General features: G+C 61.8%; 18 protein-coding genes and 1 tRNA gene. 8 read left to right on the plus strand and 11 right to left on the minus strand.

Translation table 11 applies throughout. The features are described from left to right. Positions 1-5 precede the first annotated feature (5 nt). Genes ASD12_RS00815 through ASD12_RS00825 form a run of 3 tightly spaced genes read right to left on the minus strand, consistent with a single transcriptional unit; the run spans position 6 to position 3809 of the window. Complete coding sequence (locus tag ASD12_RS00815) at positions 6-614, minus strand: hypothetical protein (RefSeq protein ID WP_056580770.1); 609 nt, start codon at positions 612-614, stop codon at positions 6-8. A gap of 4 nt (positions 615-618) precedes the next feature. Next, on the minus strand, positions 619-2856 hold the full coding sequence (locus ASD12_RS00820) for a mannose-1-phosphate guanylyltransferase/mannose-6-phosphate isomerase (RefSeq protein ID WP_056580772.1): 2238 nt from the start codon (positions 2854-2856) through the stop codon (positions 619-621). Between the two features lie 53 nt (positions 2857-2909). Beyond that, entirely contained in the window at positions 2910-3809 is a 900-nt protein-coding gene (locus ASD12_RS00825) for a LysR family transcriptional regulator (protein ID WP_056580775.1), read from the minus strand. A 101-nt stretch (positions 3810-3910) separates the two neighbouring features. On the opposite strand from ASD12_RS00825, the gene ASD12_RS00830 reads away from it, so the two are divergent. Next, a complete protein-coding gene (locus ASD12_RS00830; RefSeq protein ID WP_056580778.1) occupies positions 3911-4804 on the plus strand; it encodes an NmrA/HSCARG family protein in 894 nt (297 codons plus the stop codon). 2 nt (positions 4805-4806) lie between these two features. Here ASD12_RS00830 and ASD12_RS00835 read toward each other — a convergent pair whose 3' ends face one another. Then, positions 4807-6327 (minus strand): phosphomannomutase/phosphoglucomutase, encoded by a 1521-nt coding sequence (locus ASD12_RS00835; protein WP_056580781.1) that lies wholly within the window; start codon positions 6325-6327, stop codon positions 4807-4809. Positions 6328-6528: 201 nt separating this feature from the next. On the opposite strand from ASD12_RS00835, the gene ASD12_RS00840 reads away from it, so the two are divergent. After that, positions 6529-6605 (plus strand) — tRNA-Pro (locus tag ASD12_RS00840). Positions 6606-6788: 183 nt separating this feature from the next. On the opposite strand, the gene ASD12_RS00845 is transcribed toward ASD12_RS00840, so the two are convergent. Then, positions 6789-7049, minus strand: a complete 261-nt coding sequence (locus tag ASD12_RS00845; RefSeq protein ID WP_056580784.1) for a hypothetical protein — start codon at positions 7047-7049, stop codon at positions 6789-6791. 507 nt (positions 7050-7556) lie between these two features. Between ASD12_RS00845 and ASD12_RS00855 the strand changes: the two genes are divergently transcribed. The 4 genes from ASD12_RS00855 (at position 7557) to ASD12_RS00870 (ending at position 9613) form a co-directional block, all read left to right on the plus strand. After that, the gene (locus ASD12_RS00855) at positions 7557-7835 is read left to right on the plus strand and encodes a hypothetical protein (RefSeq protein ID WP_056580788.1); all 279 of its coding nucleotides are present in this window, start codon (positions 7557-7559) and stop codon (positions 7833-7835) included. 461 nt (positions 7836-8296) lie between these two features. After that, on the plus strand, positions 8297-8512 hold the full coding sequence (locus tag ASD12_RS00860) for a hypothetical protein (protein WP_056581897.1): 216 nt from the start codon (positions 8297-8299) through the stop codon (positions 8510-8512). A 6-nt stretch (positions 8513-8518) separates the two neighbouring features. Then, entirely contained in the window at positions 8519-8962 is a 444-nt protein-coding gene (locus tag ASD12_RS00865) for a hypothetical protein (RefSeq protein ID WP_056581898.1), read from the plus strand. 306 nt (positions 8963-9268) lie between these two features. Further along, complete coding sequence (locus ASD12_RS00870) at positions 9269-9613, plus strand: hypothetical protein (protein WP_056580789.1); 345 nt, start codon at positions 9269-9271, stop codon at positions 9611-9613. A 36-nt stretch (positions 9614-9649) separates the two neighbouring features. On the opposite strand, the gene ASD12_RS00875 is transcribed toward ASD12_RS00870, so the two are convergent. From ASD12_RS00875 to ASD12_RS00890, 4 genes are all read right to left on the minus strand, one after another. Beyond that, positions 9650-11269 (minus strand): ABC transporter ATP-binding protein, encoded by a 1620-nt coding sequence (locus ASD12_RS00875; RefSeq protein WP_056581899.1) that lies wholly within the window; start codon positions 11267-11269, stop codon positions 9650-9652. Between the two features lie 17 nt (positions 11270-11286). Next, complete coding sequence (locus ASD12_RS00880; RefSeq protein ID WP_056580791.1) at positions 11287-12408, minus strand: ABC transporter permease subunit; 1122 nt, start codon at positions 12406-12408, stop codon at positions 11287-11289. Beyond that, entirely contained in the window at positions 12401-13324 is a 924-nt protein-coding gene (locus ASD12_RS00885; protein ID WP_056580795.1) for an ABC transporter permease subunit, read from the minus strand. The genes ASD12_RS00880 and ASD12_RS00885 overlap by 8 nt, the downstream gene beginning before the upstream one ends. 165 nt (positions 13325-13489) lie before the next feature. Then, the gene (locus ASD12_RS00890) at positions 13490-15082 is read right to left on the minus strand and encodes a peptide ABC transporter substrate-binding protein (RefSeq protein WP_056581900.1); all 1593 of its coding nucleotides are present in this window, start codon (positions 15080-15082) and stop codon (positions 13490-13492) included. 288 nt (positions 15083-15370) lie between these two features. On the opposite strand from ASD12_RS00890, the gene ASD12_RS00895 reads away from it, so the two are divergent. Together ASD12_RS00895 and ASD12_RS00900 are read left to right on the plus strand one after the other, a co-directional pair. Further along, on the plus strand, positions 15371-15817 hold the full coding sequence (locus tag ASD12_RS00895) for a TadE/TadG family type IV pilus assembly protein (RefSeq protein ID WP_162252207.1): 447 nt from the start codon (positions 15371-15373) through the stop codon (positions 15815-15817). Next, complete coding sequence (locus ASD12_RS00900; RefSeq protein ID WP_056580798.1) at positions 15818-17584, plus strand: TadG family pilus assembly protein; 1767 nt, start codon at positions 15818-15820, stop codon at positions 17582-17584. A 14-nt stretch (positions 17585-17598) separates the two neighbouring features. Here the strand turns inward: ASD12_RS00900 and ASD12_RS00905 are convergent, their stop codons facing one another. Together ASD12_RS00905 and glgX are read right to left on the minus strand one after the other, a co-directional pair. Beyond that, complete coding sequence (locus ASD12_RS00905; protein ID WP_056580802.1) at positions 17599-19224, minus strand: alpha-glucosidase family protein; 1626 nt, start codon at positions 19222-19224, stop codon at positions 17599-17601. Next, positions 19211-21220, minus strand: coding sequence for a glycogen debranching protein GlgX (gene glgX / locus ASD12_RS00910; protein ID WP_056580804.1), 2010 nt, complete (start codon positions 21218-21220; stop codon positions 19211-19213). The genes ASD12_RS00905 and glgX overlap by 14 nt, the downstream gene beginning before the upstream one ends. Between the last annotated feature and the right edge of the window lie 3 nt (positions 21221-21223).

Below are 21223 nucleotides of genomic sequence, written 5' to 3' on the forward strand. Positions count from 1 at the left end.
GTGATTCAGCCTTCGACTTTTTTAGCAAGGGCGATGATGACCTTCTCAATGATTCCCTCGTCCTCCAAGTCTGAAAGCAATACGATTATCCTTGACCTGAGCCCGCTTTTCATCGCGCCACCAATCCGAAACAATCCACTTCTAACATACACCGGTTGCGCAAGTTTCAGGTGAACGACAACAGTATCCCTGACGGATTGAAACCTTATGTGCTGGACGTTGCTCCATGGCATCGGCTCTTCTAACTGACGCCTATCCCACAACGTTTCTCTGGTAAGAATTAGCAACGGGCGCGAACTCGCCGCGTCGAGTATCATCCTTACCAGCATTCCCGCAAAGAGAACGCTGACAAAAAAGCATCCGACCACTCCAGCCACCCATGCCATGCGGTCGAGTGAATTTCCGGGCTCCCAATTTTGGACTGCAACCGAATAGAACTTTATCGAAGAACACAGTGCCCAAATGGCAGCGATTCCGAAGATCGGATAGTACCAACGAAAACGGCCATGGGCCTCTAATGGAAGGCCTATCCTTTGTGGCGGAATGTCCTGCGTCTTCCGGAAAGTTGTATCACCCGGAACGTCCACAAATTCCCTGGCGGCCGTCTGTCCCAACGCCTCACCCCTTCTCCGCCGTCCCGTCAAGATACTGCGTAAGTGCGCAGACCAGATGATAGAAGATGCTGGCCGGAACATCCGCCGCAAGCGAGCGGCCGCGCTCGTCGATGCGGTCGATCCACAGGCCGAGCGGGGCCGGGTCGATGTGCCAGCGAAACAGGCGGCCGACACGCGCCTCGATCTCGGGTTTCAGGTCGGGACCGCCCGAGCCATCCAGTGCGATCGCCGCCTTGATCGCTTCGGCCTGCGGCCAGCTGCGCGAGACAAGGTCGAGCGGCAGGCCCTGTCTTGAGACAGCGCCGTAAGCAAGGCCGGTGGCGCGGTTGAGGCCGTTGGCGATGGCCGAGGCATAGAGCTTGCGGGCAAAATTGCTCAACTCGCTCTGGCCGCTGCGGGCGGCGAAATCGGTGAGCAGCGAGGCCCATTCGAAATGGTGGCCGGGCTCGGTCCATGTGCCCTTCTCGCCGGCAGCCGGTTTCCAGCCAGCGTCGAAATATTCGCCCAGCGTCCAGCTCTCGGCGTCGAAGAAATGGCTGCGAAAGAGATCGATGATGCGGGCGGCGCGTCGCAGATAGGTGCGGTCGCCTGTCGCCTCGTACCAGGCGAGGAAAGCCTCGAGCAAATGCATATGCGGGTTGGAGCGGCGCTCGCCCTCCCCGTCCGATGTCTCGAGGAAGCCGGTCATGCGGCTGTCTTCGAGATGGGCATCGAGAAAGGCGAAGGTTTCCTCGCCGAGCCGCAAGGCGTCGGGATTGCCCGACATATGCGCATGCGCCAGTGCCAGCAGCACGCAGGAATGATCGTAGGCATCCTCGGTGGCGTCGGCGACCGAACCGTCGACATTCAGCGTGCGAACCCAGCCGCCTTTGTCGGTGCGGCCCTTCCCTTCCATGAAGTCGATGCCGTGGCTGATCAGCCGGTCGGCCGGACCGTCCCAGCCGCGCTCCTTGGCGACTGCAAAAGCATAGACCTGCCTTGCCGTGGTGCGCATGCGCTTGGGCTTCATCAGCGGCGAGGCGTCCAGGCCGAGCGCCTCATGAAAACCGCCATGGCGTTCGTCGACGCCTGATGTCGACCACAGCGGCAAGGTCTCCTGAAATAGCCAGTGGTGCACGCGCCGCCGCCAGGCGCCGCTCTCGATGACGCGGTCTTGCGCCGGCGTGAACCTGGTTTCCAGCCGGCCCGATTTTTCGAGCTGCTCGACGATCTTCTTGACGTGCTGGCTGTGGCTGACCGGGGCGACGAAGGTGGCGTCCGATGTCGAGACGATGGCGACGTCCTTCATGCCGATCGCCGACAGCAGGCGGCTGTCACTGCGGATGTAGGAATTCTCGCAATCGATGGCGACGACATCGCCGATGATGACATTGCCCTGGTTGTCGGCGGGGCCGACATCAAGCAGCGACTGCCACGAGCCGAGATCGTTCCAGCGGAAGCCGGCCGGCACCATGGCGATGTCTCTTGCCCGCTCCATGATGGCATAGTCGATCGAGTTCGACGGAATGGCGGCGTAGAGCTCAAGCGGCATGTAGAGGCCGGAGAGATCCGATGTCGCGGCCTTGTAGGCTGCTTCGGTGGCCCGCCAGATGTCCGGCTGGAACGCCATGAAGGCGTCACACATGGCGCCGGCGCGAAACAGGAAGATACCGGTGTTCCAGTAGAAAGTTCCGGCCTTGAGATAGCTTTGCGCCGTCGCAAGGTCCGGCTTCTCGACGAAGCGCGACACGTCGAAGGTGCCGCCGCCTTCGGCTGCGACCTCGATATAGCCGTATCCGGTCTCGGGCTGTGTCGGCTTGATGCCGAACACCACCAGCCGGCCGGCGCGCGCTGCCCCGGTGCCAGCTTCGACGCTCTGCCAGAATTGGCGCGGGGTCGATATCTCATGGTCCGACGGCACCACCAGCACCAGGCTGTCGCCGAACTCGGACAGTGTGCGCAGCACCGCCAGCGCGACGGCGGCGGCTGTGTTGCGCCCGGTCGGCTCGAACAGCGGACCGCCGCCGGCGAGATCGAGGCCGGCAAGATCGGTGTGGACGCGATCGGCGTGGCGCTCCGCGGCGATCAGGAAGATCGGCGTTTCGCCTTGCGGCCGGGCGGTCAGCCGGCGCAAGGTCTTGGCCAGCATCGAGCCGTCGCCCGACAGATCGTGGAACTGCTTGGGATTGTCCTCGCGCGACAGCGGCCACAACCGCGAGCCGACGCCGCCGCTCATGACAAAACTGACAATCCGCTCGGTCATTAAGGTCTCACGTTCAGGAGGCAAGTGGTGCCGGTTGCTATCACACCTAGCCTTTAAGCGGTGTTTATCCCATTGGGAATGCGCTCGGATGCAAGCTCGATGAACGCCTTGACCAAAGGAGAAAGATGCCGGCTGCTCGGATAGAGAACGTGCAGGCCGCCGGCCGGTGTCGCGTAGGTCCTGAGAACGCGCTGCAGTCGTCCGTCATTGATCAACCCTTCTGCGATCGCCTGGGGCAATTGGGCAATGCCGAAGCCTGCGAGCGCGGCCGCGACGACCGCCTGCATTTCATTGGCGGCGAAGCGCCCGGCCACCACGACCGTTTCCTGGCCGCTTGGCCCATCCAGCACCCAATGAGCGCCTGAGACCGAAGGGCCGGCGATGACGCATTGATGGTGCGCAAGGTCCGCCGGGCTCTCGGGCATGCCGTGCCGCGCGAGATAGTCCGGGCTGGCGCAGAGCAGCCTGTGCGTGGAGCCGAGTTTGCGGGCGATCAGCGTCGAATCCTGAAGGATCCCGGTGCGGAAAGCGAGGTCTATACCGTCCTCGACCAGATTGAGCCTGTCGTCGGTGAGGCGCAGCTCGACGTTGGTTTTCGGATACATTGCCAGGAAGTCGACCACGGCGCGGATGAGGAAATGGCCGCCAAAGCCGACCGGGGCCGAAATGCGAATCGTGCCCGACGGCTCCGCCCTCGCCTGTGCGAGGCGCAGATTTGCCTCCTCGATTGTGCGCAGCCCCCGGCTGCTCTGCTCATAGTAGAGACGCCCGGCATCCGTCAGGTTGAGGCTGCGTGTCGTGCGCTGCAGCAGGCGCACGCCGACCTCGCGCTCGAGCGCGGCAATGCGGCGGCTGACCGTTGTCTTGGGCATGGCGAGCAGACGCGCGGCAGCAGTGAAGCTGCCGGCTTCGACGACGCGGGCAAACACGATGATGTCGTTGAGGTCGAGCATTGTATCTAAAATTGGCACTAAGTTTTCCAATTATAGCCAATTATGCATCAATGCGACAGGCCCTAGTTTTGCTCCAGGAGAAACAAGAAGGAGCAGAGATCATGACCGGCAAGCGAAACATCCTGGTAACCGGCGCCACCGGCCAACAAGGCGGCGCGGTTGCCCGTGCCCTGTTGTCGAGGGGCCATCACGTAAAGGCGCTGACGCGCAAGCCGGACAGCGAGGCCGCGCGGCAACTGGCGTCGGCGGGCGCCGATATCGTGGCCGGCGATCTCGCTGACGCAGCCTCCGTTGTGAGGGCGGCAAAAGACGTCGACACGATGTTCCTGATGGGCAACAGCTACGAGGCCGGTCTGCAGGAAGAGACCCGCCAGGGGATCCTTGCAGCCGATGCCGCGAAGGCTGCCGGCGTCGGACACCTGATCTATTCGTCAGTCGCCGATGCCGACAAGAAAACCGGTATCCCGCATTTCGAGAGCAAATATCTCGTCGAGAAACATGTCGTTGGTCTCGGCATCCCCTATACGATCAGCGCGCCGGTCGCGTTCATGGAAAATGCCGTCGCGCCATGGTCGATCGACGCGCTCAGCCAAGGCACACATGCCTTCGCCCTGCCTGCCAAACGCGTCCTCCAGCTTGTCAGCCTGACGGACATCGGCGCCTTCGTTGCTGCCCTGGTCGAGCGGCGAGAACAGGTATTCGGCAAGCGCTTCGACTTCGCCGGGGACGAACTGTCCGGCGAAGAGCAGGCGAAAATCCTGTCCGAGGCCATCGGCCGTCTGATCCGCTATCAGGAAATCCCGATCGCGGCGGCCCGCCAGCAGAGCGAGGACGCGGCACTCATGTTCGAGTGGTTCGACCGCGTCGGTTACGATGTCGATATCGCCGCGTTGCGCAAGGAATTCCCGGAGGTCCGCTGGCACGGATTTGCCGACTGGGCGCGGTCGTTCGACTGGAGCGTCCTGGAGCGGACAGCTTCCACGACCGATCGCTGATCTTAAAAAGTCTGGTTGTAGGCGCCGACTTCGGGGCTGCGGCGCAGCACCGCGTCGACGGCCTCGAACATCTGCCGGCGACGCTGCGACGATACCGGGCTTTCGACGACCACCACGAGCTCCGGCTTGTTAGACGAGGCGCGCACCAGCCCCCAGGTGCCGTCCTCGGCGACGACACGCACGCCGTTGACGGTTATGAGATCTCCGATCTTCTGGCCGGCGAAAACCATTCCATCCCGCTTCATGGCCTGAAAGTCGGCAACCACCCGCTCGACCACGCCATACTTCACATCGTCGGCGCAGTGCGGCGACATGGTCGGTGTGCCGAAGGTCAGCGGCAGCTCGCGGTAGAGATCGGCCATCGAACTGCCGGGGCTGCGATCCAGCATCTGGCAGATAGCGATGGCGGTGACCAGCCCATCATCATAGCCGCGGCCGATCGGCGGGTTGAAGAAGAAATGGCCTGACTTTTCGAAACCGGCGACGGCGCCAAGCTCGGCGACGCGGCGCTTGATGTAGGAGTGGCCGGTCTTCCAGTAATCGGTGACGGCGCCGTTGGCGCGCAGCACTGCGTCGGTGTTGAACAAGCCGGTCGACTTGACGTCGACAACGAAAGTCGAGCCCGGATGCTGGCTGGAAATATCCCGCGCCAGCATCACCCCGACCTTGTCGGCAAAAATCTCGTTGCCTTCATTGTCGACGACGCCGCAGCGATCACCGTCGCCGTCGAAGCCAAGGCCGACATCGGCACCGGTCTCCAGCACCTTGTCCCTGATGGCATGCAGCATCTGCATGTCCTCAGGATTGGGATTGTAGCGTGGGAAGGTATAGTCGAGCTCGACATCGAGCGGGATGACCTCGCAGCCGATGCGTTCCAATGCTTGCGGGGCAAAGGCGCCGGCGGTGCCGTTGCCGGACGCGGCGACCACTCTCAGCTTTCGCGTGATGCGCTTGTCGCGGGTCAGATCGTCGAGATAGGTCGCGCGAAAATCGCGGACGAAATCATAGGAGCCATCGCCGGCAAGATCGAAATCGCCGGCCAGCACGATCGCCTTCAGCGCGCTCATCTCTTCGGGGCCGAAGGTCAGCGGCCGCGCCGCGCCCATCTTGACGCCTGTCCAGCCATTCTCGTTGTGCGAGGCGGTGACCATGGCGACCGAGGACGTATCCAAGGCGAACTGAGCGAAATAGGCCATTGGCGACAACGCCAGGCCGATGTCCCTCACGCGGGCGCCCGCCGCCATCAGGCCGGACACCAGCGCCAACTTGATCGACAGCGAATAGGAGCGGAAGTCATGCCCGGTGACGATATCCGGCCCGGCGCCGAGACGGCGAATCAGCGTGCCAAGCCCCATGCCGAGCGCCTGGACGCCGATCAGATTGAGCTCCGGCGGTTGCGCGGAGCCGGGATGGCCGAACCACCAGCGCGCATCATATTCGCGAAAGCCGGACGCCTTGATCAGCGCTTCGGTTTCGAATTCGAAACTGTTGGGCCGGGCGTCGCCAACGATTTTTGGGGGCAAGACAGCAGAACTCCAGGCGGCAGAAAATACAATCTATCGAGGGCCGCGGCTTAGCACACAAGGCTTTAAGCCACGTTTATCCCGGACCGAAATCCGAGCTTGGCCGAAATGCCCGACGAAAGCGGACGAAATGCGACAGAGGCGCTGCCATTGCCGCTTGCAGGAACGAAGTACGGCAGCTATAAGCCCGCGGTCTGGTCACGGAGTGTAGCGCAGCCTGGTAGCGCACCTCGTTCGGGACGAGGGGGTCGCAGGTTCAAATCCTGCCACTCCGACCAGAAAAAACAAAGTGTTAGCGCATCCCGACTTCGGCGCTCAGACTGATATCCCGCCTGAAGATAGAGCGAGATGGCTCACTGCTTGATGAGACAAACCCAGAGTCTTGTCTTTCGTCGTCGGGCACGTAGCGCCAGTGAGCTTCTCGAAGTCGCCGACGACGTCGGCGGCTACAGATTTGCCAGTCATTGCGAGTGAATTTTCATTAGCCGCGCGGCATTCAACAATGCCGCGCCATCTGCCTCGATTCTGTCGACAAGTTCGCTAGCCTGGTCCAGGCTGATGCCTGTTTCATTGGACAGGAACCAGACGCGAAAGCTCTTTTCCTCAGATGGCACAGAGACGATGGCCTCCCTGCCATCGTGTCGATCTTCGGCCGGCCGCTTGCGTCGCTTTCGCAGTGTCCGCTTCGGCTGATCACCTTCCGATAGAGGGTCGATGGACATGGCTTACGTCGCGCTTAACGAAGGCCGAAAAAGCTCAATATCACTAGGACGATGACCACCGCTCCGACGAGCCAAATGATGTTGTTCATAATTTCTCTCCTGTTGCCTGGGGGAAACCCGCGCCTCTGGCGGAGACGCGGGCCGACCAGCCTTAGCGGCTGATCCGCAGCAGACACCAAAGCCGCAGTGCTGGCTGCGAGAAATAGAACTATCAGACGTGCCTAATGTTCCGCTGTTTGGCGAGATCGAGCGATGGCCTGGTGAATTGCCTTCATATTGGCCTCGGAGCCTATTTACCCCGACGGCAGAAGCAGACCGCCGGCTGGGTCAGGAGCCATCATGCGCCGAGCGAGACTGATGCGGTCAGACACATCGCTCTCTGCAAGAGCGATCGCCCGTTCTTCGACTTGCCGCAAGTGTTCTGGCTGGCCTTGGGGAAGGCCGGAACCAAAGTGATCAGAGGCGGTTATCCGACGAAGGGCTAATTAAGAAAATGGAGAAACTGCAATGAAAACAATGATCATGTGCGCCTTGGCGCTTTCCATGGGATTGCCCGTTATGGCTTCGGCTGCCGAGACCGATGTGGTTATTAGAACCCACCATCGACACCACAACAGCGTCAAGATCATCAACGAAGACGGCCAGCGCTTGCACCACCGCCGACACGGTGCGGATGCGTTCTATGACCATGGGCGCCGGCATCATCGTCGAGACACCGTCGTCGTGACAGGCTCCGTCTCCACTCATCGCCACCACCCCGTGGTGATCGAAAACGACGGTTACTGATCGCGAACCGCCCGGCTCCCAGGAGTCGGGCATTTGGTCGTCGCTCCTGAAAGTTGAGGGTTCGCCCGTCACACAGGAGCAGCGAGCGAACCCTATCAGCGCAGGAAGGGACGTAGCTGCACCGATGTGCAAAACTTTCGCGCGCAGGTCTTCCGGATGGTCAGCCAAAGAGCTATTCCCATCACGATGAAGGTGATGGCCACGGCGAAGACCGGTGCGAGCAACCAGCGCGCTTGGCCAACACTCCTTTCCATCAGCTTCCTCCCGCAAACGTGCAGCGGACAACGACCGCAGGCAGTGGCCGTTCCGAGCGACGCCCCCAATAGGATCATTGCTTTTTGCGATCAGACCTAGGTCCGGTGCCTTGCCCGACCGAAGCCCGACTTGGGAACCTTTTGCACTTGCCCCAGTTCGGTTGGTTGGGGCAAAGACCAACAAAAATGAAACGGATGACCATCATCATGTCGAACCCTGAGACTGCAAGATCACATGCCTTGGGGATGCGCGTCGCTGACCTCAAGTCCAAGATGGAGAAGGCCCAAATCACCGAGGGCGAAATGAAGACCTTCCACAAGGTCGCGGCCATCATGGAAGACCGCCAGGGCCGAATTGAAAGCGACGACCTGATTGCCGCATCCTTCGTCACCGACACGCTGCCAAACAGTCAAAAGCCTTGAGTGACCATGCCAACAATCAGCAGACTTTTTGATTCCCATGCCCAAGCGGCCCGGGTCGCCAGCGATCTGGTGGCGGCCGGAATTCCTCGGGTACAGATCGCCATCATCGGACCTTACAATGACGAAGTGGGATCTCTGTGGATTTCCGCTTTGGGGGTCATCCTCGGCGCTGCCGCCGGCGAGTTGGCCTGCCTGAGCGCTGTTGCGGCCCACGGCATCAGTCCTCTTGCTGCAAGCGTATGGGCAACAGTCGTGGCCGGCGGGGCCTGTGGCGGCGTTGCTGGCGGTCTGCTTGGAACATTCCCCATGACTGCCGTGAAGACGGATGATCGGAGTAACACCGAGGGGATCGTTTTGGTGACGGCCCATGTCGATGGAAATGAGACCGACATCGCCCAGGCAATGCTCGACGGTTGCGCCCCGACGACGTTCGTTGCTGAAGCAGCGTGAGAATTTCCAGGGACATTGAATGAATGACCCGGCAGCCGTTGTGGTCGGAGATCACCAAAATGCACGAAAAAGCCGGTCCCGGCGTAAGCCGAGACGGGCTCTCTCCGTTTACCAGTGATTGAATTAAAGCACTCGACGGGTACCAACTGCGAGTGACCGAGAATGTTCCTGCTTTGGCCGGAAAGGCTGAGCGCGGTGGTAGGGTCCTTCGCAGTCGCAAACTTTGACGACTTTGACGAAATGGCCCTCGGCCCTAGGTAGTTCGATGGGTATGATGGGTCGATGAAACGGCGAGCCGGATGCGACATGAATTTGAATTCGACGACAGCTTTGCCACCGGTCCTGATGATTGCACTGTTTCTTGTCGCTGGCTGTTCATCGATTAGCAGATCCGTCGATCCGGCGAAATACGATTCGATGACGTGTGCCAAGCTCAACAGCGCGCTGGGAGCCGTTGCCCGTAACATCTCACAAACCGCAATCACCCGTGGCAAGGTCGCGAACACCAGTGTTCCGCGCTGGCTGCTGGGCGGCTCGCGTGTGAAGACCGCGGTCGCCGGCCGTGAAACGGCCAGAATCGATCGGCTGAAGCAGCAACAAGAGGCGATTGTCGGGGCACGGGCGCGCAAGTGCCCGCGGTCAACGGACTGAGTGAAAAGACCATCTGCGGCAACTGCCTGCAGTGGCTCAGGCGCTCAGGCGAAACCGCGTGACGTCGATCGCCGCGGCCATCAGCGTCTGTGTGTAGACGTGCTGCGGATTGCTGAAGATCGCCTCGGTCGGCCCCTCCTCGACGATCTTGCCCTGTTTCATGACGATGATGTAGTCGGCCATGGCGCGCACGACCGACAGATCGTGGCTGATGAAGAGGTAGGACAGTTCGTGGTCGGCCTGCAGTTTGCGCAGCAGCTCGACGATCTGTTTCTGCACCGAGCGGTCGAGCGCCGAGGTCGGCTCATCCAGCACCACCAGCTTGGGCTTCAGGATCATGGCCCGCGCAATGGCGATGCGCTGGCGCTGGCCGCCGGAAAATTCATGCGGGTAACGGTTGCGGGCGTTCGGATCGAGGTTGACCTCGCGCAAGGCCTCGACGGCGCGCTGGTCGCGTTGCTTGCCCGAAAGGTTCGGCTCATGCACCAGCAGCCCTTCCGTAATGACCTGGCCGACGGTCATGCGCGGCGACAGCGAGCCGAACGGGTCCTGGAAGACGAGCTGCATTTGACGCCGTAGCGGTCGCATCGCCTGCCGGTCCGCCTGGGAAATGTCGCGATCGCCGAAACGGATGAGCCCGTCGCTCGGCAACAGCCGCAGCAGAGCGCGGCCGAGCGTCGATTTGCCCGAGCCGGATTCACCGACGATGCCGATGGTCTGGTTGCGCTGCAGCCGGATCGAGATGTGATCGACGGCACGCAGCATCAGCGGCTCGCCGGCCAGAAACCCGCCGCCGATCCTGAACGTCACTTCGACATTCCTGCCTTCGAGCAGCACCGGTGCATTGGCGGGTGGTGGCGCCTTGTGGCCGGTCGGCTCGGCCGCCAGCAGCATTTTCGTATAGGCATGCTGCGGGTTGACGAAGATGGCTTCGGCCTCCCCCTCCTCGACAACCTCGCCCTGACGCATGACATAGACCCGGTCGGCAAAGCGACGGACGATGCCGAGATCGTGGGTGATGAAGACGATCGCCATGCCGAGCTTGCGCTGCAATTCAGCCAAAAGCATCAGGATCTGCGCCTGGATCGTCACGTCGAGCGCCGTCGTCGGCTCGTCGGCGATCAATATGTCAGGGTCGTTGGCGAGCGCCATGGCGATCATCACGCGCTGGCGCTGGCCGCCGGACATTTCGTGCGGATAGGACTTCATCCGTCGCTCGGGGTCGGGGATATGCACCAGCCGCAGCAGCCTGAGCGCCTCTTCGTGCGCCTCGGCAGCATTCAGGCCCCGATGCCGTCGGATCGGTTCGATCAGCTGGTTGCCGATTGAATAGAGCGGATCGAGCGAGGTCATCGGCTCCTGGAAGATCATGCTGATCTTGCGGCCTCGGACCTTGTTGAGCTCGGATTTGCTCAGTGTCAGAAGATTGCGGCCGCGATAGTCGACACTGCCTGTCGCTTCGCCATTCGATGCCAGCAGGCTCATCGCCGCCATCATCGTCTGGCTCTTGCCGGAGCCGGATTCGCCAACCACTGCAACGGTTTCGCCTGACTTGACGTGGATGTTGATGCCCTTCACCGCCTCGACCGCGCCGTCGAGCGTGCGGAAGCGGACGCGCAGATCCTTGACGCTGAGGATCGTTTCGGAAGCAGACATTTCAGCGATCCCCATCTTTATCGATCTCTCGGGTCGAGCGCGTCGCGCAGGCCGTCGCCAACGAAGTTCAGCGCGAACAGTGTCGAGACGAGGAAGAAGGCGGGAAACAGGAGCAGCCAGTTGGCGGTGCCGATGTTCTTGGCGCCGACCGAGATCAGCACGCCCCAACTGGTCATCGGCTCCTGCACGCCGAGCCCGAGGAATGACAGGAAGCTCTCCAGGATGATGACTTGCGGCACCAGCAGCGTCATATAGATCACCACCGGGCCGAGCAGGTTGGGAATGACGTGGCGCAGCAGGATACCGCGCTGGCCGACACCCATGGCTTCCGCCGCCTGGACATATTCCTGCCGGCGGATCGACAGCGCCTGGCCGCGCACGATGCGCGCCATGTCGAGCCACAGCACGGCGCCGACCGCCAGGAACATCAGCACGAAGTTGCGGCCGAAGAACACCACCAGCATGATCACGAAGAAGATGAAGGGCAAGGAATAGAGCACGTCGACGATGCGCATCATGACCTCGTCGACCTTGCCGCCGGCAAAGCCGGCAGCGGCCCCGTAGACCACGCCGATGGCCACCGCCACGACGCCGGCAAGCAGGCCGATGGCCAGCGATATGCGCCCGGCCATCAGCGTGCGCGACAACAGATCGCGGCCGGTGTTGTCGGTGCCGAACAGGAAATATTGCTGCTTGATCGAGGCACTCATGGTCACTTCGAGGCCGTCAGGCGACTTGCTCTCGATCTTGGTGTCGTCAAAGGCATCGGAGCGGTCGAGATAGCGGATGTTGCGGTCGTCGATCGGCTTGGTCGACTTGACGGTAACGAAGACCTGGTTGCCTTCCTGCCGCCACTCCTTGATGTCGACCCGCATGCGCTTGATCGCTTCGGTGAGTGCCGTCTCGATCATGTCGGCCTTCGGATAGGCCGACAGGCTCGGCGGCATGCGCACATAGTCGGCATAGATGGTGGTGTACTGATGCGGCACGAACAAGGGCCCGAACACGCTGACGACACCGATCAGGGCGAGGTAATACAGGCTGAACATGGCGGCGCGATTGGCCTTGAGGCGCGCCCAGGCATCACCCCAGAGCGAGCGACCGACGACGGCGGGAGCTGTGGCTGCAATGTCAGTCATAGCGCACCCTCGGGTCGACGACCGCGTACATGACGTCGACGATCAGGTTGAAGACGATGGTGAAGATGGCGATCACCACCACCGTTCCCATCACCAGCGTGTAGTCGCGGTTCAGCGCGGCATCGACGAAATAGCGGCCGACGCCCGGAATGGAGAAGATCGTCTCGACGATGACCGAGCCGGTCAGCAATGCCGCGGCTGCCGGGCCGGTGAAGGAGACGATCGGCAGGATGGCGCCGCGCAGCGCGTGCTTGACCACCACCGACCAGTCGGAGAGGCCGAGCGCGCGCGCCGTGCGGATATGATGGGACCGCAAGGATTCGATCATCGAACCACGCATCAGCCGGGCGACGATGGCGATCTGCGGCAGAGCGAGCGTCAGCACCGGGCCGACCTTGTTGATGAAAGCGCCGTCGCCCCATCCACCGATCGGCAACAGCTTCCAGGTCAGCCCGAACAGGAGCTGGATTACCGGTGCGATGACGAAGGTGGGGATGGTGCTGCCGGCGGTCGCCAACGCAATCACCGTGTAGTCGCCAAGCTTGTTCTGGTTGAGCGCGGCAATGGTGCCGAGCACGGAACCGAGCAGAAGCGCCAGGACGAGCGCCGAAGCACCGAGTTGGACCGAAATGGGCAGCCCCTTGGCGAACAGTTCGGTGACGGTGAAGTCCGGCATGTTGTAGCTCGGGCCGAAATTGCCGCGCAGCAGATTGCCGAGATAGTGGACGAATTGCAGCCAGAGCGGATCGTTGAGGCCGAACTGGGCTTCAAGGTTGGCCCTGATCTCGGGACTTAGCCCCCGCTCCTGGTTGAATGGACCGCCTGGCGCGACGCGCATCAGGAAAAACGCCATGGTCACGATGACGAACAGCGTCGGGATGGCGGTCAGAAGCCGCCGTAATACGTATCGCAGCATCGGTGCCCCGCTTGATCCAGAGCAACGCGCGTCCAGCCGGACGGTTGCGCTCTAGCCTTCAAATCTTCGCACCGACATGCCGAAAATCGATTCCGGTTCCCGGGCCGATGCGATGGCAAACCACTGCCGCCGCGCCCTGAAGGGCGCGGCGGCTTGGCCAGGGAGTTAGTCCTTGCTGACGAAGCGGGACGGATGGATGTCCATGACATTGTCATCGAAGCCATGCAGCTTCGAGGAAACGATATCGTGGAAGCTGTAGTAGAGAAGCGGAATGTTGCCGACGTCATCGACAAGGATGCGCTCGGCCTCAGTGAGGTCCTTCATGCGCTCTTCTGGCTTGCCGCCGGAAGCCGCCGCCTTGTCCATGGCCGCTTCATATGCCGGGCTGACATAGTTGGAATAGTTGTTGCCGCTGGCCTTGCGTGTGATGCCGAGGAAGGTCTCCGGATCCTTGTAGTCGGCGATCCAGGCGGCACGCGCCACATCATAGTTGCCCTTCTGCTCAAGGAAGGAGTAGTGGGTCTTGGTGTCGGTGTTGAGCAGCGTGACGTCGACGCCAAGCGGCTTCAGCTGTTCCTGGATGGCAACCGCGGTGTTCTTGTGGTTTTCCGACGTGTTGTAGCGGATCTCCATCTTCAACGGATGCTCGGGCGTATAGCCGAGTTTCTCGAGGGTCTTCTTGGCAGCGTCCTCGCGGTCGATCTGCGACATGTCGGCGTATTTGGCCATTGCCGGCGTGTAGCCCGCGATGCCCGGGGGCACCATAGAATAGCCAGGCAGCATCGAGTTCTGCCAGACTTTCTCGGCGAGGAAGTCCCGGTCGATCGCCATCGAGATGGCGTTGCGCAGTTCGGGGTTGTCCCACGGCGCTTTGTCGGTCTTGATCGCATAGTAATAGGTGCCGAGATACGGTCCGACGCGGACCTGATCACCGAACTTGGTCTTGAGGTCAGCAAGCTGTTCGGTCGGCAGGTCGCCGTAGCTGTCGAGTTCGCCGGCCTCGAAGCGCTTCATCGCCGATGAACGGTCTTCGGTCGGGATATAGTTGACGACGTCCATCTTGACGGTCGCGGCGTCCCAGAATTTCGGATTCTTGACCAGCTTCATGTGGTCGTTGGGAATCCACTCGGCCAGTGTATAGGCGCCGTTCGAAACGAGATTGCCCGCCTTGATCCAGTCGGCGCCGAGCTTTTCGATTGAAGCCTTGTTGACCGGATACGTGGCCTGGTGGGTCAGCATCTCCAGGAAGTAAGGCGTCGGCGCCTTGAGCGTGACTTCGAGGGTATTTGCGTCAAGTGCCTTGACGCCCATATCCTCCGGCTTGCCCTTCTTGGTGTTGACTTCCTCGGCGTTCTTCACGGGATAGAGCATGGAAGCGTATTCGGCAGCGGTGGCCGGATCTTCCAGCCGTCGAAACGAATAGACGAAGTCGTCCGCCGTCACCGGGCTGCCATCCGACCAGAGGCCGTCCTTGCGCAGCTTGAAGGTGTAGACAGTGCCGTCGTCGGACACCGTCCAGCTTTCGGCGGCGCCCGGAATGAGGTTGGTCTTCTGGTCATGCATGACCAGGCCCTGGAACAGGTCGCGTATGATATCGGCTTCGTAGACAGTCGAGGTCTTGTGCGGGTCGACCGTCTCCGCTTCGGCGGCGCTGCCTCTGTTATAGACGGTCTCGGCGAAAGCCGGTGTGTAGAACGTGCCGGCCGCCAAAGCCATCGTCGTGGCGAGCACCGTCGCCTTCAGCATGTTTTTCATCAGCATGAAGTTCTCCCTGTCGGCGCTGCCGTCGGCGCACCTTTTAAGTGTTGACGCCCCGGAGCCGATATCTGACCCCTTTGAGCGCGCCACCGGTTCCCTCCGATGGCTGGTGGCAGGAGACTAGACAGGAGGTAAGGTCTTTTCAACCGAGTACTGATTGACCTTAAGTCAATAGTCAGAAATCAAAGCAAGCATCCACTAAATTAGAACTGTCTTTCAATCGTGCACACCTCCAGGTTGCGCCTAGAGTTTTCGCTTTTGCATCCGAACTTTGGCATGTTCAGAGCCATGGTACGCAATGTCATTCCCACGGTCATAAGCCGCCGATTCCAGATGGATACGTCAGGAACTTCGGCGGTTGAGTTCGCCCTGCTCTCACCGATCTTCATCCTTCTTCTACTCGGGATGGTTGCATACGGTATATATTTCGGCGCTGCCAACTCGATCCAGCAGATCGCGGCGGACGCGGCCCGCACAGCGATCTCCGGATTGAACCAGACCGAACGGCAGACGCTCGTCGCCAGCTTCGTCACCAACAATGCCGGCGGATATCCTTTCGTGGATGCCAGCAAGCTGACCTACCAGGCCAATGATAGCGTGGCCGATGGAAGTCAGTTCGTTGTGTCCATCCAATACGATGCCCGCAACCTGCCGATCTGGAATCTTTTCCCAGGCATAGCGATGCCAGGCACCACCATCACGCGCAAGTCAACGATCAGGGTCGGAGGCATCTGAATGTTGCTGCGTGAGCGCAAGGAGATCTTCCGGCTTGCACGGTTGATGCTGGGCGACAGAAAGGCCAATTTCGCCGTCATGACGGCGCTCATGGCGCCGGTGGCGCTGGCGCTGGCCGCGGTGGCTATCGACGAAGCCTCGATCTACACCGAGCGCCGCGAGGCGCAGGCAATGGTGGATCTGGCGGCGATCACCGCCGCCTCGAACATCACCAACGTCAACACAGCAGTCGTGACCACGCTGACCGACAACGGCATGCCAGGGGTGGTCGTTCAAGGCTCGGGACAGACGATCGCTCCGGCCGTAGGGAAAACCGTCGTTACGGTCACGCCCGGGCGATACGCGGCATCCGGCACCAATGTGAGCCAGCGCTTCCAGGCCAGCGTAACACCCTACAATGCCGTCCGTGTCACCCTGAAGAAGATCCCCGCCCGCTATTTCGCGAGTTCGCTGATCCCCTCTCCCGTGATCGGCACGCAGGCCACCGCCAGCATGACGCCGCAGGCGACCTTCTCGGTCGGATCGAGGCTGCTCAGCGTCAATGGCGGCATTCTCAACGCGCTCCTCAGCGGACTTCTCGGCGGCAACATCTCGCTCAGTGTCATGGACTACAACGCGCTGATCTCCGCGGATGTGAGCGTACTTTCGTTCGTCGACGGCCTTGCCACGCAGCTGAACCTGACCGGCGTGTCCTATTCGGACGTACTGGCATCGAAGGCGACCGTCGGCCAGATCGCAACTGCCATGGCCAACGTGCCCGGAGTTGGCAATACGGCCAAGGTCGCCCTGCAGACGATCGCGTCCAAGGCGACCAGCACGGTCAAGATCCCGCTCAACAAACTTGTCGACCTCGGCTCCTTCGGCAGCCTGGGGCTCGGGCAAAAACCGGCCGGCCTTGGCGTTGACGCAAGCGCCATGGGAATGCTGACCGCCGCCGCCGTGCTGGCCAACGGCACGAACCAGGCTCAGGTCAACCTCGGGGCCACCGTACCCGGGCTTTTGTCCACCGCGCTTACCATTGCCATTGGCGAGCCGGCGCAATCTTCGCCGTGGCTCGCGGTCGACGGCATCGGCACGGTGGTGCGCACGGCCCAGACGCGCATCAAGCTGGTGGCCACCGTTGGCGTCGGCACACCCAGTCTCGGCGGCGGCATCAGCCTGCTGGCCGTCAATCTGCCGCTCAATGTGGAAGTCGCCTATGCCGAAGCCAAACTGACCGACATCACTTGTCCGACAGGGCCGTCCAGCATCAAGGTTTCCATCGCCGCACACCCAGGTATCGCCTCGCTGCATCTGGCCAACAGCAACTCATCAGGCTTTGGCGACTTCAGCCAACCGCAGACATTCACCGACGCGGAAATCGCGGATGTGAGCCTCAAGCTGCTGCTGATCAACATTCCGCTGATACAGGTGATGGGCTCCGCCGCCACCGCGATAACCAACAACAACCCGACGACGCTGACCTTCGATGCGACCGACATCGCCAACAAGACGATCAAGACCGTTTCGACGCGCAACATTACGCAGTCGCTCACCACATCCTTGGTCAGCAACCTGTCGCTTTCAGTCAATGCGCTTGGCCTGGGGATCGACCTGACCGCCCTGCTCGGAACGGTCAAGCCGGCGGTGGTGGCGGTGCTGAACGGTGTAACAGCACCCGTCGACGACCTGCTCTACAATGTGCTTTCAGCGCTGGGTGTCGGCGTCGGCCAGGCCGATGTCCGTGTCACCGGTGCGACCTGCGGACGCTCGGTGCTCGTCCAGTAGGGACGGCCGAGGCATCAATCGAGGCGACCAAGGTAGTATCCGAGCGCAGGCAGCGAAAGCTCGGACTCCTCGACGACCGCTGTATCGCCGTCAAGCTTTGCAACCGCTCCAATATCAGGCGGCAACGGCCAGGTCCCCGGCTCCCTAGCGAAATTGAAGATACAGAGCAGTCTCTCGCCGCCGCCTTCGCGGACGAATGCGAGCACGTCGCCCTCAGCGTCAAGAAAGCGGATCGAGCCTGTTACCAATGCCTCATGCTCCCTGCGCAACGCCAGCGCGGTCCGATAGGACGTGAGCACCGAGGCCGTGTCGGCGTTCTGGACGTCGACTGCTCGGGCGCGATGGCTGGCCGGTATCGGCAGCCACGGCCTGGCCGTCGAGAAGCCTGCATTGTCGGCGCCGGCCTCCCAGACCATCGGCGTTCGACACCCATCCCTACCCTTGACGCCCGGCCAGAAGCGGATGCCGACGGGGTCGCGCAGATCCTCGTAGGCAAGCTCCGCCTCTTCAAGGCCGAGTTCCTCGCCTTCGTAGAGGCAGATCGAGCCGCGCAGGGAGGAGAGCAGCATGATCGAGAATCTTGCGATCGCGTCGGGATCGCTGCCCGGCCTTGTCCAGCGGCTGATATGGCGCACCACGTCATGGTTGGAGAACGCCCAGCAGACCCAGCCATCGGAAACGGCTGCCTCGAAGGCTTCGACGCAACCGCGCACATGCGCCGCAGAGAACTGTGGGCCAAGCAGGTCGAAGGTGTAGCACATATGGAGCGTATCCCCGCCGGAGGTGTAGGCGGCGAGCGTCTGCAATGAGCGGCCCTCATCGCCGATCTCGCCGACAGCGGCGCGGTCCTCATAGGCGTCGAGCAGCGCCCTGAAGCGGCGCAGGAACGCCAGGTTTTCCGGCTGCGTCTTGTCGAACAGGTGCTCCTGGTAGAGGTAGGTGTTGGTTTCGCTGTTGGTACCGGCGACGCTTGATGCCAAGGGTGGATTGCTGCGCAGCCAGCGGTCGTGGACATAGTAGTTGACCGTATCGAGCCGGAAGCCATCGACGCCACGCTCGAGCCAGAACCGCACCGTTTCCAGCAGCGCGTCCTGAACCTCCTGATTATGGAAATTGAGGTCCGGCTGCGAGGCGAGGAAATTGTGCATGTAATACTGCCGGCGGGTCGAATCCCATTCCCAGGCCGGGCCTCCGAAGACGGAGAGCCAGTTGTTGGGTGCGCTGCCGTCGGGTTTGGTATCGGCCCAAACATACCAGTCGGCCTTGGGATTATCGCGGCTGGCGCGGCTTTCAACGAACCAGTCATGTTTGTCGGATGAATGCGACAGCACCTGGTCGATGATGATCTTCAGGCCGAGACGATGCGCCTCGGCGACCAGCGCATCGAAATCCTCAAGCGTGCCGAACATTGGATCGACATCGCAGTAATCCGACACGTCGTAGCCCATGTCGGCCATCGGCGACTTGAAGAAGGGCGACAGCCAGATGGCGTCGACACCAAGCGAGGCAACATGAGCGAGCCTCGACGTAACGCCGCTGAGGTCTCCGCTGCCGTGGCCGGTCGTGTCCTGGAAGGAGCGCGGATAGATCTGGTAGATGACGCAGCCGCGCCACCATCCGGCCTTGTCACCTGCCCCCATTGCGCTTCTCCCTTGTGCCGGTCTGCACTCGTTCGATCATGAAGATCACTGTCCGCCCCGATATCGGCCGGGAGATATCCGCCGCATCCGGCGTTTCGATGGCCGGAGCCCAGAAAAATCCATCTCGCTCGGGCAAGGTGAACATGCAGGCCCGGCGATCGCCGTTGATGAGCACCGCAAGACTGCGGTCGTCATCGGCGGCCAGGATCATGACAAGGCGGTGCCGCTGCGGATCCTGCCAACTCTGTTCGTCGAGCGGCACGCCCATCTCGGTCAGCCATGCGACGTCCGGTATCTCTGAATCTGCCGGCGGCTGGCCAGCAAGGAAGCTTGTGTCGGAAAGCGCGGGCATCGCTCGGCGCAGCGTCGAGAGCAGCGCCGTGTAGCGCTCCAGCGCCTGATCGCGGCCGGGCCAGTCGAGCCAGGTGATCGCGTTGTCCTGCGCATAGGCGTTGTTGTTGCCGTGCTGGGTGCGGCCGAATTCGTCGCCCGCGGTCAGCATGATGGTGCCGCGTGAGACAAACAGCGTGGCGAGCAGCGCGCGCTGGTCGTTCAGGCGAGCCATGGCTACGGCTGGGTCGTCCGCATCACCTTCCACGCCGTTATTCCAGGACAGGTTTTCATTGTGGCCGTCGCGGTTCTGCTCGCCATTGGCTTCGTTGTGCTTGCGCTCATAACGCACGATGTCGGCGAGCGTCATGCCGTCATGGGCGGCGATGAAATTGACACTGCGGCTGGCGTCTTGCCCGTTCGCGGCAAACACATCGGACGAACCGGCGAGCCGGGTCGCCAGGGCGCCGACCATGCCGGCGTCGCCGCGCCAGAAGCGTCTGACATCATCACGATACTTGTCGTTCCATTCGAGGAAGAATGGTGGGAAATTGCCGAGCTGATAGCCGTCCGGACCGATGTCCCACGGCTCGGCGATCAACACGCGATCGGCCAGCAGCGCGTCGTCGCGCATCGCTCTCAGCAGCGGCGCCTCGGCATCGAATGTGCCCTCGACCCGCCCCAGAATGGTCGCCAGGTCGAAGCGGAAGCCGTCGACGCCGGCATCCCTGACGAAATGGCGAAGCGTGTCGAGGACCATTTCCTGAACGATGGGATGGTCGCAAGCGACTGTGTTGCCCGTCCCGGTGTCATTGGCCAGCCTGCCGTCTGATGTGTGCCGGTAATAGGCCTGGTTGTCGAGGCCGCGCAGCGACAACGTCGGACCAAGCCTGTCGCTCTCGCCTGTGTGGTTGAAGACGAGATCGAGGATAACGCCGATGCCGGCCTTGCGTAGCACGGCGACTGTGTTTCGCAATTCCATGATGCCGCCCGGCGCCAGGTGCGGATCGAGCGCCATGAAGGTGACGGGGTTGTAGCCCCATGCGTTGCGCAGCCCGAGCGGCGGCAAATGTCGCTCGTCGATAGAGGCGGTCACCGGCATCAGCTCGACCGCGCCAACGCCAATCTTCTTCAGATGCTCGACAACCACGGGGTGAGCGAGGGCGGCGACCGTACCTCGCAGCTTTTCAGGAACGTCTGGGTGCAGCATGGTGAAGGCGCGTACCGGCACCTCGTAGATCAGACCACCGGCACGAAATAGCGGCGGCGCAGCCTGCACGGGCTTCGGCAAGGCGGCGGCAATCGCCTTCGGCACCAGCGGCGCGGTATCGGCCCCCTCGCCCCGGCGCCGGCCCAGCCGCCAGTCATAGGCGTAGGGCCTGTCGATCTCGACGGCGTAGGGATCGGTCAGCAGCTTGTCGGGATCAAACCAAAGCCCACGCTCGGGCGCATAATCGCCATCGGCGCGAAAGCCATAGCGGGTGCCGGGGCCAAGGCCTGCAACGAACAGCGCATGGACGCCCTCGCCTTCCGGGTGCAGTTCGAGCCGTTCGATTTCCCGGTTGCCTTGCTCGTCGAAGACCGAGACCCAGAGCCGGCGGGCGGCCTGCGACCACGCAGCAAAGCGGATGCCTTCGCAGGTGACCGTAGCGCCGAGTGACGTCATGCG

The organism is Mesorhizobium sp. Root102, from assembly GCF_001425625.1.
In the GTDB taxonomy this organism is placed as follows: Bacteria; Pseudomonadota; Alphaproteobacteria; order Rhizobiales; family Rhizobiaceae; genus Mesorhizobium.

What these genes read in the sequence shown, in the direction of transcription:
- ASD12_RS00820 (WP_056580772.1), bottom strand. Translation starts at nt 2,856, where the DNA reads ATGACCGAGCGGATTGTCAGTTTTGTCATGAGCGGCGGCGTCGGCTCG.
- ASD12_RS00825 (WP_056580775.1), bottom strand. Translation starts at nt 3,809, where the DNA reads ATGCTCGACCTCAACGACATCATCGTGTTTGCCCGCGTCGTCGAAGCC.
- ASD12_RS00830 (WP_056580778.1), top strand. Translation starts at nt 3,911, where the DNA reads ATGACCGGCAAGCGAAACATCCTGGTAACCGGCGCCACCGGCCAACAA.
- ASD12_RS00845 (WP_056580784.1), bottom strand. Translation starts at nt 7,049, where the DNA reads ATGTCCATCGACCCTCTATCGGAAGGTGATCAGCCGAAGCGGACACTG.
- ASD12_RS00855 (WP_056580788.1), top strand. Translation starts at nt 7,557, where the DNA reads ATGAAAACAATGATCATGTGCGCCTTGGCGCTTTCCATGGGATTGCCC.
- ASD12_RS00860 (WP_056581897.1), top strand. Translation starts at nt 8,297, where the DNA reads ATGTCGAACCCTGAGACTGCAAGATCACATGCCTTGGGGATGCGCGTC.
- ASD12_RS00865 (WP_056581898.1), top strand. Translation starts at nt 8,519, where the DNA reads ATGCCAACAATCAGCAGACTTTTTGATTCCCATGCCCAAGCGGCCCGG.
- ASD12_RS00870 (WP_056580789.1), top strand. Translation starts at nt 9,269, where the DNA reads ATGAATTTGAATTCGACGACAGCTTTGCCACCGGTCCTGATGATTGCA.
- ASD12_RS00875 (WP_056581899.1), bottom strand. Translation starts at nt 11,269, where the DNA reads ATGTCTGCTTCCGAAACGATCCTCAGCGTCAAGGATCTGCGCGTCCGC.
- ASD12_RS00880 (WP_056580791.1), bottom strand. Translation starts at nt 12,408, where the DNA reads ATGACTGACATTGCAGCCACAGCTCCCGCCGTCGTCGGTCGCTCGCTC.
- ASD12_RS00885 (WP_056580795.1), bottom strand. Translation starts at nt 13,324, where the DNA reads ATGCTGCGATACGTATTACGGCGGCTTCTGACCGCCATCCCGACGCTG.
- ASD12_RS00895 (WP_162252207.1), top strand. Translation starts at nt 15,371, where the DNA reads ATGGTACGCAATGTCATTCCCACGGTCATAAGCCGCCGATTCCAGATG.
- ASD12_RS00900 (WP_056580798.1), top strand. Translation starts at nt 15,818, where the DNA reads ATGTTGCTGCGTGAGCGCAAGGAGATCTTCCGGCTTGCACGGTTGATG.
- ASD12_RS00905 (WP_056580802.1), bottom strand. Translation starts at nt 19,224, where the DNA reads ATGGGGGCAGGTGACAAGGCCGGATGGTGGCGCGGCTGCGTCATCTAC.
- glgX (WP_056580804.1), bottom strand. Translation starts at nt 21,220, where the DNA reads ATGACGTCACTCGGCGCTACGGTCACCTGCGAAGGCATCCGCTTTGCT.